Genomic DNA, 12,359 nt, shown 5'->3' on the forward strand with positions numbered 1-12,359 from the left:
CTTGAGGTGCGAGGCCGTTACTTCTCGGTGAGCTTCTTCAAGCTGGCGAGCCCGGCCTCAAAGTCCTTGCCGATCATGCTGTCCATGTTGAGGAAGACCTGCATGACCTTGGACATGAACGGGGCAGGACCGTACATCGCCCATGTGACCAGTGTGGCATCGCCTTGCGGCACAAACGTGAACTCGGCGGTGTTGTGCCCCTCGAAGGGACGCTCGAAATCGAGCTTGATGCGCAACTTTGACGGCGTATTTGCCTTGAGGATCTCCATATGCCCTGCGCCGACGTTGCTGTTGCCGTCCCAGGCGTAGGTCGCGCCCTTGCCGACCGCAGTTCCGCCGAAGGTGCGCTTCATGCCGGGATCACGGCCCTCATAGGGCGACCAACCCGTCCAGCGGTGGAAATCGGCAACCAGCGGGTAGATCGCTTCAGCCGGCGCCTTCACGGCGAGCGAGCGCTCGACGCGGAACGTATCGGGCTTGGAGAGGGCGAAGACGAGCACTCCCGCAATTCCGACCGCGAGCACGACGGCGAAGATGGCAACACCTTTCAACATGAATGGCTCCCTGGATACGGGCTTAGGACGAAGGGGGGTGGCTGGGGCCGACATGAGACAGGAATGATTTTTGGTCGTCATTCCGGGATAGTCCGAAGGACCAGATCAAGGTGCGCAATTGCGCACCTGAGAATCTCGAGCTTCCGGGTTCGATGCTTCGCATCGCCCCGGAATGACGGCAAGGCCCTACTGCGCCTTCGCACCTTGCTTGACGCCTCCACTGCCTCCCTTCGGCAGGCTGTCCCGGATCAGGCGATCAATGTGCATGCGGATGTGGGTGGCTTCCGCCGAAGTGTTGGCGAGCGCGATGGCACGGTCGAAGGCGATGCGGGCTTCGTCGTTGTGGCCGAGTTGCATCAGGAAGGCGCCGCGCACGCCGTAGAAATGGAAGTAGTTGGCAAGCTTCTGCGCCAGCGGCTCGATCAGATCGAGCGCGGCTTGCGGCCCGCGCACCTTGGAGACCGCGACCGCGCGGTTGAGCGTCACCACCGGCGAAGGCTGCACCACCTCGAGCGCGCCGTAGAGCAGGTCGATCTGCGTCCAGTCGGTCTCCTCGGGTGACGATGCGCGGGCATGCAGCGCGGCGATCGCGGCCTGGATCTGGTAGGGACCGCTGCGGCGATGGCGCATCGCCTTGTCGATCAGAGCGAGGCCTTCCGCGATCATGGTCCCGTTCCACAGCGAGCGGTCCTGGTCGTCCAGCAGGATCAGCGAGCCGTCCGCGGCAAAGCGCGCGGCGCTGCGTGCATGTTGCAACAGGATAAGCGCCGTGAGCCCCATGATTTCCGGCTCGCTCTGGAACAGCCGCAGCAACAGCCGCGCCAGCCGGATCGCCTCCTCGCAGAGCGGTTTGCGCAGCTCGGCGGTGTCGCCGCTGGCCGAATAGCCCTCGTTGAAGATCAGGTAGATCATCGCCGCGACGCCGGCCAGCCGCTCCGAGCGCTCGACCGCGCCGGGCGATTCGAACGGCGTTCCGGCCTCTGCGACCTTGGCCTTGGCGCGCGTGATGCGCTGCTCCATCGCCGCCTCCGAGACCAGGAAGGCGCGCGCGATCTGCTTCACCGTGAGGCCCGAGACGATCCGCAGCGCGAGCGCGATCTGCTGCGTCGCCGGCAATTGCGGATGACAGCAGATGAACATTAGCCGCAGGATGTCGTCGCGGTAGTGCGAGCCGTCGAGCCGCTCGGCGAGCGCGCCTTCGGCATCATCGAGATCGGAGATCGCCTGGTCGTCCTCGGGCAGCGGCTGCTGCTTGCGGGCGCGGCGAACCTCGTCGATCGCAACGTTGCGGCCGACCATGATCAGCCAGGCCGCGGGATCGCGCGGCGGCCCGTTCTGCGGCCAGGTTTTCAGCGCGCGCAGGCACGCGTTCTGGAACGCCTCCTCCGCCGTATCGAGATCGCGAAAATAGCGGAGCAGCGCGCCGACCGCCTGCGGACGCGCCGAGGTCAGCGCGGTCTCGATCCAGGCGGTATCGGTCTCGCTCACGTCAAATTTCCTCCGGGCCGGAACACGCCGACGGGACGCACCTCATAAGCGCCGCCGGGATTGGCCGCGCCAAGGTCGCGCGCAACGTCGAGCGCCTCGTCGAGATTCTTGCAGTCGACGATGTAGAAGCCGAGCAACTGCTCCTTGGTCTCGGCATAGGGACCATCGAGCACCAGCGGCGGGTCTTCCTTGCGCAAGGTCGCCGCCGCCGTGGTCGGCAGTAGCCGCGCCACCGGTCCGAGCCGGCCCTGCTTGGCGAGACCTTCCTGAACCACGGCGAGCTTCTTCATCACGGCCTCGTCCTGGTCCTTGCTCCAGGAGCCGACGAAGTCCTCGTCGTGATAGCAAAGGATCGCATAAAGCATGGGCAGCACCTTCTCTGACTCTTGTTGTGAAGACGATCCACTATGCCCCGCCCCGACAGCGCTGCGGAAAAAATTTGCGAGAAAAATCCGGCAGATCGTGCCAAGGAAGGCCTTCAAAACCGGAACCCGACGAGGCACTTCGAATGACCATGGGCACACTGGCCGTCCTGATCAACAGCACGCAGCAGAACTGGCTGCCGGAGCGCTGGAAGGTCCGGTTCGATGCAGTCTGCGGCGGACGGCGCGTGGTGCTGCTACCCGATGCCTGGCTCGATCCGGCCGAGGTGCACTATGCCGCGGTGTGGAAGCCGGTGCCGGGTGACCTCGGCTCTTTCCCCAATTTGCGGGCCATCTTCAATCTCGGCGCGGGCGTCGATGCGCTGATGGCGGACAAGAGCCTGCCCAACGTGCCGCTGGTTCGCGTCGCCGTGCCGGATCTCACCAATCGCATGACCGAATATGTCGTGCTGCACGTGCTGATGCACCACCGCCAGGAGCTTTACCTGCGGGGCTCGCAGCGCGAGAAGCGCTGGGAGCCGAAATATCAATGGCCGGCGAGCGCGGTCACGGTCGGCGTCATGGGATTGGGCACGCTCGGCGCCGACGCGGCCGACGTGCTGCGCCGCCTCGGCTTCCGCGTCACCGGCTGGAGTCGCAGCCCGCGCACGATCGAGGGGGTCGAATGCTTCCATGGCAGCACCCAGATCGATGCGTTCCTGCGCGCGACCGACATCCTGGTCTGCCTGTTGCCGCTGACGCCGGAGACGCACGGCATCCTCAACCGCGACGTCTTCGCAAAACTCAACCGCAACAGTCCGCTCGGCGCACCGGTGCTGATCAATGCCGGCCGCGGCGGCCTCCAGAACGAGGCCGACATCCTGGCCTGCCTCGACGACGGTACGCTGGGCGCCGCCTCGCTCGACGTCTTCGTTCAGGAGCCGCAGCCGGCGGACAGCCGGTTCTGGACCCACCCGAAGGTGGTGCTGACCCCGCACAACGCGGCCGACACCGATGCGGACGCGATCTCGGCCTATGTTGCCGAACAAATCGCCCGGTTCGAGGCCGGCGGGACGCTGGAGAATGTGGTGGACCGGGCCAGGGGGTATTAGCGCTTCGGCTGCCTGGAAGAATCACGCACGCGCGCCATCCTCGGTGTCGTCCCCGCGTTCGCGGGGACGACACCGTCGTTTTGGCGGGCAGCCGCCGCACTGACCACAACCACTAGCCGTGCCCTCCCCGTTCACCCTCTCTTAGCGAGTAGTTGATAGGCGTTATTAACCAACGCTCAAAGAACGAGTAGGACATGCGCGCGCGCCTCGGCCTCAGGATGCGGATCACCTTTGCCCTCGCGGTCACGGCGGCGGCGACCGCGCTGTTTGCCGTGCTCGGGGCGATGTGGATCATCTCCGGGATCATCGACCGCGCCGACCAGCGCGAGCTGCGCAGCCATTATGATGCGCTACTGTCGCGGATTGCGGAAGAATCCCACCGCGCCGCCGCCATGAGCGCCGTCGTGGCCGCGATGCCGGCCACGCAGGACGCGATGGCCAGGCAGGACCGCGACGCCCTGGTCGGCCTGTTCGGGCCGGTCTTTGCCGCCACAAAGTCGGAATACGGCGTCGACCAGTTTCAGTTTCATGTGGCGCCAGCAACCTCGTTCCTGCGCGTCCACCAGCCCGCCAAATTCGGTGACGACCTCTCCGGCTTCCGCAAGACCGTTCTGGTCGCCAACCAGGAGCGCAAGGTTGTCGTCGGCCTCGAAGGCGGCGTGGCCGGGCTCGGCATCCGCGGCGTGGTGCCGATCGCGCAAGCCGGCAAGCATCTCGGCTCCGTGGAGTTCGGCCTGACCTTCGGCCAGTCGTTCCTCGACGATTTCAAGCTCAACCGCCATGTCGACATTGCCTTCCACCTCGCGGACGGCTCGGGCTTCAAGCTGTTCGGCGGCACGCTGAGGGGCAAGAGCTTCTTCGATGCGGCCGATTACGGTCGCGCCGCCGGCGGCGACTTCACCATGCGGCAGGCCAAGCTCGACAACACGCCGGTCGCCTCGCTGCTCGGACCGATCAAGGACTTTTCCGGCAAGCCGCTCGGCGCCGTCGAGCTGGTGATGGACAATGCCGACTATGTCGCTTCCGCCGATCGCGCGTGGTGGCTTTCGCTCGGCATCGCCGCGCTCGGGCTCGGGCTCGCCGCAATCGTCGGCTACCTCATCGCCCGCAGCATCTCGCGTCCGATCCTGTCGATCACGAACGTCATGCGCGAGCTCGCAGACGGCCGTCTCGACGTTGCCATTCCCGCCAGCAAGGCGAATGACGAGGTCGGCGCGATGGTGAAGGCGGTCGCGGTTTTCCGCGACAATGCCGTAAGCTTCAACCGCCTCCAGGCCCAACAGGCCGACACCGTGGCACAGTCCGAGCGGGAGAAGCGGCGGGCGTTCGCCGCGCTCGCCGACAGCTTTGAGGCAAGCATCAGCGAGGTCGTCGCCACCGTATCCTCCGCGGCAGTCGAGATGGAGCAGACGGCACGGTCGATGTCGGCCATCGTCGCGCAATCGAAGGCGCAGACACATGCGGTGTCCTCGGCCTCCGCGCTGGCCTCGGAGAACGTGCAGACGGTCGCGGCCGCGGCCGAAGAGCTGTCGTCGTCGATGAGCGAGATCAGCCGCCGTCTCGCGCATGCCACCGAGGTGGTGGGCAAGGCCGCGAGTGACGGACAAAGGTCCAACGCGCGCGTGCAGAGCCTTGCGGACGCGGCACAGAAGATCGGCGACGTCGTCTCCTTCATCAACGGCATCGCCGGGCAAACCAATCTGCTGGCACTGAACGCGACCATCGAGGCTGCGCGTGCCGGCGAGGCCGGCCGCGGCTTTGCGGTGGTGGCGTCGGAGGTCAAGGCGCTGGCGACGCAGACCGCGAAGGCGACCGAGGAGATCGACGCGCAAGTGACGGCGGTGCAAGGCGAGACCACCGGCGCAGTTGACGGCATCCAGTCGATCTGCGCGACGATTCGGCAGGTCGACGAGATCTCCGCAGCCATCGCGGCCGCCGTCAGCCAGCAGGGCACGGCGACGCAGGAAATCGCGCAGAACGTCCAGCAGGCTGCCGCCCGCACCGGCGAAGTCTCGCAGAACATCGCAGGCGTCACCGACGGCATCGCAGCGACGGGAACGGCGGCAGAGGAAGTGCTGGGCTCGGCAGTCGAACTGTCGAAGCAGTCGCAACGGCTGCGCGACGAGGTCGATCGCTTCCTCGCGCATATCCGGGCGGCGTAGTCAGGCGCGGGATCGCACGCCGGTGTCGTCCCGGCGAGCGCGGGGACCCATACCGCGTGATCTTTCGATAAGGTGCGGTGCGAGTCGCGGGTAGACTTATAACCCCGAGTCTTCGCCAAACCTTTGCCTGTGGTTATGGGTCCCGGATCGCGCTTCGCTTGTCCGGGACGACAGCTTACCCCTTGATTCCCACCATCACATCGATCGCGCCCTTCACGATCGCTTCCAGATCCTTGCGCGGGACACGCGCGCGCGCGCGGATGGCGATGGTGTGCACGGTGGCGGAGGCGAGCTGGGCCAGCACGGCGGGATCGGCGCTCTCCGGCAACTCGCCGTTTTCTTTTGCGCGGCGGAAGCAACTTGCAAAAGCCTTGTCGAGTTCGGTGAGGCCCTCGAGCACCATGGCGCGGATCTCGGGATCGCTCACCGCTTCTGAGGCTGCGGTCACCACGGTGAAGCAGCCGCGCGGACCGGTCTCACCTGCGAGATAGATGTTCAGCGCGGAGGCGAAGATGCGCTCCAGGCGCTGGCGCACCGGCATCTCCTGGCGAAAGATCTCGACCATCGATGCGCGCGCTTCCTCGCGGTAGCGCTGGTAGCTCTTGATGTAGAGCTCGCGCTTATCACCGAAGGCGCCGTAGAGGCTCGGCCGGTTCATGCCGGTGGCTTCGCTCAAATCATCCAGCGAGGTCGCCGCAAAACCCTGCCTGCGGAACAGATCGAGTGCCTTGCCGAGCGCGACGTCGGGCTCGTAGGCGCGCGGGCGACCGCGGCGTTTGGGGGAAGTGGCCACAGCTGGCGGCTTCGATTTTTGTACCATTTCGCAAATTAATCCTTGACCGGTGATATATTATGCAAGACAGTACAAAAATCAATCTGGCCAGGTTGAGCGACACTTCAAAAGTCACACCAAGGAATTGCCTAAGGAGGCCCAAGATGGATCTTTATTTCTCGCCGCTCGCCTGTTCGATGGCGACCCGCGTCGCGCTGTACGAAGCCGGGGCCGAGGCGAATTATCTCGAAGTCGATCCGCCGACCAAGAAGGTGCTGAGCGACGGCACCGACTTCCGCTCCGTGAACCCGATCGGCCTCGTGCCGACACTGCGCACCGATGAAGGCGTGGTGCTGACAGAGAACGCGGCGATTCTGCAGTACGTCGCCGACCGCTTCCCGCAATCCGGTCTCGGCGCAGCACAGGGCATTGATCGCACGCGTCTGCATCAATGGCTCTGCTTCATCGGCACCGAGCTGCATAAGGGCCTGTTCGTCCCCGTGCTCGACCGCAAGGCGCCGCAGGAAGCAAAGGCCTACGTGCTGGAGAAGAACTTGTCGCGACTTGACTATCTCGACAATTACCTGGAGGGACGCGAGTTCCTGCTCGATCATTTCAGCGTCGCGGACGCCTATCTCGTCACGGTCATCAACTGGACCATGGCGGCGCCGCCGATCGAGCTTGCGAAATGGCCGAACCTGAAGGCGTATTACGAGCGCCTGCGCCAGCGGCCCTCGATCGCCAAGGCGATCGCGGAAGAGTTCGAGCTGTACAAGGCCGAGCAGGCGCGGAAGAAGGCGGCGGCTTGAGGCACAAAGCCATATCTGATGTTTGGCATAGCGACGCCGTCCCGGCTGGGCCGGGACGGCGTCGTTCTTTCGAGCAAACAGCTATTTCGGCGCTTGCAGCACGATCCCATAGCGGCCGTATATCCGGTCGATCGTACCGTCTTTCCGCAGCCGTTCCAGTGCCCGGTCGATGGCTTCGCGCAACGCATCATCCGGACGGACCATGCCAACAGCGACATTCCAGTTGAGATCGGCCACGCTCTCGTCGCGATCCAGGATCCGGAGTGCCTTGTCCGGATGCGTCAGATTGAAATAGCTCGCCGCGGTGGGCGTGACCGCGGCGGCATCGATGTCATGATTCGACACCGCATCGAGGCTGTCAGTCTCGAATCCGAACGTCGATGTTGGTACGCGCCGCTGACCGATGATCATGGCTGCGACGGATCCGACCTGCACGCCCACCTTGGTAGATTCGTTCAGGCTCTTGAACGAGGTCAGCGCGCTGGAGGACGGCACCGCGAGCGCGACGCCCGTGCGATAGTACGGTTTCGATATCCTCAAGCGGGTTTCGCCTTGCGCCTCGCGATCGGCGATGATGTCGAGCACGATGTCACAGCCGGCGCTGCGCATCTGGTACTGCGTGATGATCCAGTCGGGCCTGAGCGAGACGCCAAGCTCGCGCGCGAGCGCTTGGCCCAGCTCAATCTGAAATCCCGGAGGATCACCGGCCTTGTTGGCGAAGGGCAGCGAGTTGGGGTGGGCGCATAGCCCGATCGCGCCGGAGTCGCGGATCGCGTCGAGGGAACGGCCCTGCGCCACACTGGATAATCCCAGCAAGGCGCCGACCACGAGGGGGAGACAGGTCTTCATGAGATTTCCGGTGTGGCTCAGTACTGGTTTCCAGGCTTAGCCTTCCTGTGGCTTCAGAGCGCGGATGTACTTGATGATATCCTCGATCTGCGCATCACTGAACGCCGCGCCGAAGGCGGGCATCGCGCCTTCCTTGCCGTTCTTGATCCGGTTGCGAATGAAGTCGTCATCTCGCTTGGTATCCATGAGCTGCGGCCCCTTGCCGGCGGCACGACCGCCGGCGGAGTGACACCAGCCACAGGTCGTCGCGAACAACTGCGCGACATCGATCTGTCCATTGTCCGGTGCGGGCGGCGGGGGCTGCTGCGCGCGAGACGGCAAGGCTGAAATCGTGAGGAGCACGGCAAGTGTCGGCGTCGACAATGTCGTGATGTTCCGGGTCAATCGCATACCGGCTAAACCTGCCTCTCAGGAATCCAGATTCGATTTGATGGGAGGGAGCGGCGTCACACCGCTCCCTCCCGGCGTCACGAGGGCCTTATTTCAGACTGTAGACGACGAGCGCGCCGTCGTCGCGCGGCATGCTCTTGTAGACACCGCCGAAGGTCGGCGCGTAGTCATCCGAAGCCATGCCGCCGAAGCCGGCGACGACCGCGATGTACTGCTTGCCGTTGACGGCATAGCTGATGATGCCGCCCTGATGGCCGGTGCCGTCGCCGTGACTCCACAGTTCGGCACCGGAGTCGGCATCATAGGCATGAACTGTGCCTCGCGAATCCGGCACGAACACCAGATTGCCTCCGGTCGACAATACGCTACCGAGCGGTGGCTCAGGGAAGCGGACTTCCCACTTCTTGGTGCCGGTGATGGGGTCGCGCGCGTCGAGATGGCCATAGATCTCACCGCCGGGCGGCGGCGTGATCTTGAAGTCGGCGCCGATGTTGAGCTGGGCCTGAGGAGCAACGATCGGGGTCGTCTTCTGAACTTCGAGGTTCATGCACCATTCCTGGCCGAGCTTGTAATAGAGCCCCGTCTTCGGGTTGTACGACCCGGAGTTCCAGCTCACCCCACCGGAAATGTGCGGGCACAGCGGCTCGGAAACCTTGCCGGCGGTGAAGTCGCGACGACCGATCAGCGCACCCGTCTTGGGATCAATGTCCTTGACGAAATTGCTGTTCTGCGTGATCCGCCAGACGTTCTTGACGCCGAGGTTGCGGTCATAGACGAAGATGTATCCACTCTTGTTCGGATGGACGACGTATTTCTGGCCGTCGCGATCGAGCATCACGAACTCGCCGACCGCGCTATCGAAGTCCCAGGCGTCGTGAGGCAGTTCCTGGTGATAGGATTTCAGCTTGCCGGTATCGATATCGAGCGCGATCACCGAGGTGGTGTAGAGATTGTCTCCCGGACGCGCGCCTTGCGTCTTGTAGTCGGCTCCCGACCAGTCGTAGAGCGGCGCCGGGTTGGCAGTGCCCCACAGGACCGTGTTGTTCTCGGCATCGTAGGTACCCGGCATCCAGCCGCCGCCGCCGCCAGTACGCCAGGAGTCATTGCCCCAGGTCTTCATGGCGTCGTCGGTGCCGGCAACCGTCAGGAATTCCCATTTCTTCTTGCCGGTGGCAGCATCAACACCGAAGATCGGGCCCCGGCCCGGCCATTCGCCGCCCTGCGCGCCGATCACCACCGTGCCTTTGGCGTAAAGCGGGGCTCCGGTGAACCCAACGGTCAGCTTCTGGGAATCGATCAGCTTGGTGTCCCACATGACCTTTCCGGTCTTCGTGTCGAGCGCGATGAGACGGCCATCCATTGTCCCCACAAAGACCTTTCCCTCGCCGAGGGCGGCACCGCGATTGTAGGGCGAATGGGTCTGCCGCGCGACCAAGGCTTCATCCAGCTCGGGGAAGTAGGACCAGATCACCTCGCCGGTAGCGCCGTTCAGCGCAAAGGTGCGGCTATAGGAGCCGGTGTAGTAGAGCACGCCATCGGCAACGAGCGGCATCGATTGCAGCCCCCGGGTCGAACGTCCGGGGATGTGAATCCAGGCGACCCCCAGATTGCTCACATTGCCGGCATTGATCTGTGAGAGGGGGCTGTAGTGATACGACTTGTACGAGCCGTGATAGGTGAGCCAATCGTTCTGACCACCGGCCTCGATCCGGGCAGTATCCACGGCTTGAGCCCACGCCGCCGACGTCGCAAGCGTCGCAGCGACGAGAACCGGTAAGCCCGAATTAAGCCATTGCTTCCTCATGTGCACTTCCTCCCGCTTGAGTCTGTTGATTGCGTCTTGCAAGCGCCGGTGCGAGGGGTATTTGCAGTTCAGTACACGTTCTCCGAGTCGCCAACAGATGTCCCCCTCTTTCGGCGCACATCGCCAAAGGAGCTACGTTCACTGGAGTAGTTGCTATTGTACTTCTGCTAGCAGGCATAGCGTACGCCGGATCACCGGGCGTGCAAAGACGGAATGCGCGCACGATGCAAATTTGACGCGCGAGGGCGAATTTGAAACGGCAGTAGGGCTGACCGTTTCGCTTAAATCGACAAATCCCCGGACGGGGTTAGCCGTACAACACACGCGGCAAGATCGTGACGATGCCGGGCCAGAGTGTCAGCAAGAGCACGAAGTCGAGATCATCATGACGAGCCACGTCACCCCGCGTGCCCATAGATCGCCAAGGCATTTTCTGAAGACACCAGCCCACTCTCGACGTCGTCCTTGAGCGCCGCGCGATCGCGCATTGTGGGCGCACCGATGCCGGCGCCACCCGGCGTCATCACCACCAGCCGGTCGTCGGGCGGAACGGTCTGAAAGCCCTTGCCACGCATCTTCTGTCCGGACTTCAGGCCGACATAACCGGCCTCGCCATCCCGGCCGCCATCACGGCCACGCGGCGGATGATCGATGCGGTCGAAGGCTGCCAAAATGTCGAACGGCGCATCAATGCCGGTGCCGACCTCGATGATCTGGCCGAGGCCGCCGCGGGTGCGCCCTGCCCCGCCGGAATCCGCACGCAGCTCCTTGCGCCAGAAGATCAGCGGCGTCTGCGTCTCCGCGATCTCGACCGGCGTGCCCCGCACGCCACTGGGATAGGCGGTCGCGGACAGCCCGTCCTTGCCGAAGCGCGCACCGGTGCCGCCGTTGCTGGTCACTGCCATTGAGAACCCGTAGTTGCCGCCGACGCCCGAGCGGGTCTGTCCGCGGACGTTGAGATTCCACAGGCACGAGGTGCCTTCCGCCGGCACGCGCTCCGGAATGATCTGGCGCAGGCAGCCGAACACCACGTCGGGCAGCATCTGGCCGATGATGTGGCGGGAGGCGACAGGCGCGGGCTTTGGCGCATTGAGGATCGCGCCCGCGGGCGCCGACACCGTCAGCGGCGAGAGCGAGCCGGCATTGTTCGGGATCTGCGAGGCGACGACACAGCCGAGGCCGAACACGGTGTAGGCCGTCGTATAGGACAAGGGGACGTTGATGCCGAACTTCGATGCGGCCGAGGTGCCGTCGAAATCGACATGAATGCCCTCTTCCGAAATCGTCAGCGTCGCGGCCAGCGTGACCGGCGCGTCATAGCCGTCCACGACCATGCTGTTGCGCCAAGTCCCCTTTGGCAATTTCGCGATCTCGGCTAGCACGGCCTCGCGCGAGCGGTCGCAGATGTAGTCGCCGAGCTCGTCGAGCGTGTCGATGCCGAACTCGGCCATCATCTCGACCAGGCGCTCGCAGCCGACGTCGTTGCAGCCGGCCAGCGAATAGGTGTCGCCCTCGGTGTCGATCGGCAGCCGCGTGTTGGTGCGGATCATCGCCATCAGCGTCTCGTTGACGACGCCCTGGTCGATCAGCTTCAGCATGGGGATGTAGAGCCCCTCCATGAACACGTCGGTGGCGTCGGGTCCGAAGCCGATGCCGCCGATGTCCATCAGATGGCTGGTGCAGGAGAACAGCGCAACGATCTTGCCGTCCTTGAAGCACGGCGTGGTGACGACGAAATCGTTGAGATGCCCGGTGCCCATCCAGGGATCGTTGGTGATGTAGGCATCGCCCTCCTTCATCGTCTCAAGCGGGAAATGCGCGATGAAGTGCTTGACCGATTCGGCCATCGAATTGACGTGACCGGGCGTGCCGGTCACCGCCTGCGCCAGCATCCGTCCCCTAAGGTCGAACACGCCGGCGGAGAGGTCGCCGCATTCGCGCACGATCGGGCTGAAGGCGGTGCGGAGCAGCACCTGCGCCTGCTCCTCGACCACGGCGATCAGCCGGTGCCACATGATCTGAAGGTCGATCAGGCTCGCGCCGCTTGCCTTGCTCAT

The 12,359-nt window shown here is 64.3% G+C and carries 11 protein-coding genes; 3 read left to right on the forward strand and 8 right to left on the reverse strand.

What is annotated here, in order from left to right; translation table 11 throughout:
- Positions 1-17 precede the first annotated feature (17 nt).
- The 3 genes from AC629_RS33975 to AC629_RS33985 all read right to left on the reverse strand — a co-directional run bounded on the left by AC629_RS33975 (position 18) and on the right by AC629_RS33985 (position 2,407).
- Positions 18-554 carry an SRPBCC family protein gene (locus tag AC629_RS33975; RefSeq protein ID WP_084809155.1) on the reverse strand — a complete coding sequence of 179 codons (537 nt, stop codon included), beginning with the start codon at positions 552-554 and terminating at the stop codon, positions 18-20.
- Between the two features lie 186 nt (positions 555-740).
- Positions 741-2,042, reverse strand: a complete 1,302-nt coding sequence (locus AC629_RS33980) for an RNA polymerase sigma factor (protein ID WP_084809156.1) — start codon at positions 2,040-2,042, stop codon at positions 741-743.
- Positions 2,039-2,407, reverse strand: coding sequence for a YciI family protein (locus AC629_RS33985; RefSeq protein ID WP_074121342.1), 369 nt, complete (start codon positions 2,405-2,407; stop codon positions 2,039-2,041). Before AC629_RS33985 ends, AC629_RS33980 begins: the two co-directional genes overlap by 4 nt.
- A 143-nt stretch (positions 2,408-2,550) precedes the next feature.
- Between AC629_RS33985 and AC629_RS33990 the strand changes: the two genes are divergently transcribed.
- Together AC629_RS33990 and AC629_RS33995 are read left to right on the forward strand one after the other, a co-directional pair.
- On the forward strand, positions 2,551-3,516 hold the full coding sequence (locus AC629_RS33990) for a 2-hydroxyacid dehydrogenase (RefSeq protein WP_084809157.1): 966 nt from the start codon (positions 2,551-2,553) through the stop codon (positions 3,514-3,516).
- 194 nt (positions 3,517-3,710) lie between these two features.
- Positions 3,711-5,678: a methyl-accepting chemotaxis protein gene (locus tag AC629_RS33995; protein WP_084809158.1), complete on the forward strand. Its 1,968-nt coding sequence runs from the start codon at positions 3,711-3,713 to the stop codon at positions 5,676-5,678.
- Between the two features lie 175 nt (positions 5,679-5,853).
- On the opposite strand, the gene AC629_RS34000 is transcribed toward AC629_RS33995, so the two are convergent.
- Positions 5,854-6,498: a TetR/AcrR family transcriptional regulator gene (locus AC629_RS34000; RefSeq protein WP_084809159.1), complete on the reverse strand. Its 645-nt coding sequence runs from the start codon at positions 6,496-6,498 to the stop codon at positions 5,854-5,856.
- A 116-nt stretch (positions 6,499-6,614) separates the two neighbouring features.
- On the opposite strand from AC629_RS34000, the gene AC629_RS34005 reads away from it, so the two are divergent.
- Complete coding sequence (locus AC629_RS34005) at positions 6,615-7,259, forward strand: glutathione binding-like protein (protein ID WP_084809160.1); 645 nt, start codon at positions 6,615-6,617, stop codon at positions 7,257-7,259.
- A gap of 81 nt (positions 7,260-7,340) precedes the next feature.
- Here AC629_RS34005 and AC629_RS34010 read toward each other — a convergent pair whose 3' ends face one another.
- From AC629_RS34010 to AC629_RS34025, 4 genes are all read right to left on the reverse strand, one after another.
- Positions 7,341-8,108, reverse strand: coding sequence for a substrate-binding periplasmic protein (locus AC629_RS34010; protein ID WP_084809161.1), 768 nt, complete (start codon positions 8,106-8,108; stop codon positions 7,341-7,343).
- A 36-nt stretch (positions 8,109-8,144) separates the two neighbouring features.
- The gene (locus tag AC629_RS45855; protein ID WP_143199648.1) at positions 8,145-8,498 is read right to left on the reverse strand and encodes a c-type cytochrome; all 354 of its coding nucleotides are present in this window, start codon (positions 8,496-8,498) and stop codon (positions 8,145-8,147) included.
- Between the two features lie 88 nt (positions 8,499-8,586).
- Complete coding sequence (locus AC629_RS34020) at positions 8,587-10,302, reverse strand: pyrroloquinoline quinone-dependent dehydrogenase (protein ID WP_084809162.1); 1,716 nt, start codon at positions 10,300-10,302, stop codon at positions 8,587-8,589.
- 398 nt (positions 10,303-10,700) lie between these two features.
- Positions 10,701-12,359 carry a hydantoinase B/oxoprolinase family protein gene (locus tag AC629_RS34025; RefSeq protein WP_084809163.1) on the reverse strand — a complete coding sequence of 553 codons (1,659 nt, stop codon included), beginning with the start codon at positions 12,357-12,359 and terminating at the stop codon, positions 10,701-10,703.

The sequence above is a fragment of the Bradyrhizobium sp. NAS80.1 genome, from assembly GCF_001908205.1.
Taxonomy (GTDB): Bacteria; Pseudomonadota; Alphaproteobacteria; order Rhizobiales; family Xanthobacteraceae; genus Bradyrhizobium.

What these genes read in the sequence shown, in the direction of transcription:
- AC629_RS33975 (WP_084809155.1), bottom strand. Translation starts at nt 554, where the DNA reads ATGTTGAAAGGTGTTGCCATCTTCGCCGTCGTGCTCGCGGTCGGAATT.
- AC629_RS33985 (WP_074121342.1), bottom strand. Translation starts at nt 2,407, where the DNA reads ATGCTTTATGCGATCCTTTGCTATCACGACGAGGACTTCGTCGGCTCC.
- AC629_RS33990 (WP_084809157.1), top strand. Translation starts at nt 2,551, where the DNA reads ATGACCATGGGCACACTGGCCGTCCTGATCAACAGCACGCAGCAGAAC.
- AC629_RS33995 (WP_084809158.1), top strand. Translation starts at nt 3,711, where the DNA reads ATGCGCGCGCGCCTCGGCCTCAGGATGCGGATCACCTTTGCCCTCGCG.
- AC629_RS34000 (WP_084809159.1), bottom strand. Translation starts at nt 6,498, where the DNA reads ATGGTACAAAAATCGAAGCCGCCAGCTGTGGCCACTTCCCCCAAACGC.
- AC629_RS34005 (WP_084809160.1), top strand. Translation starts at nt 6,615, where the DNA reads ATGGATCTTTATTTCTCGCCGCTCGCCTGTTCGATGGCGACCCGCGTC.
- AC629_RS34010 (WP_084809161.1), bottom strand. Translation starts at nt 8,108, where the DNA reads ATGAAGACCTGTCTCCCCCTCGTGGTCGGCGCCTTGCTGGGATTATCC.
- AC629_RS45855 (WP_143199648.1), bottom strand. Translation starts at nt 8,498, where the DNA reads ATGCGATTGACCCGGAACATCACGACATTGTCGACGCCGACACTTGCC.
- AC629_RS34020 (WP_084809162.1), bottom strand. Translation starts at nt 10,302, where the DNA reads ATGAGGAAGCAATGGCTTAATTCGGGCTTACCGGTTCTCGTCGCTGCG.
- AC629_RS34025 (WP_084809163.1), bottom strand. Translation starts at nt 12,359, where the DNA reads ATGAGCAAGGCAAGCGGCGCGAGCCTGATCGACCTTCAGATCATGTGG.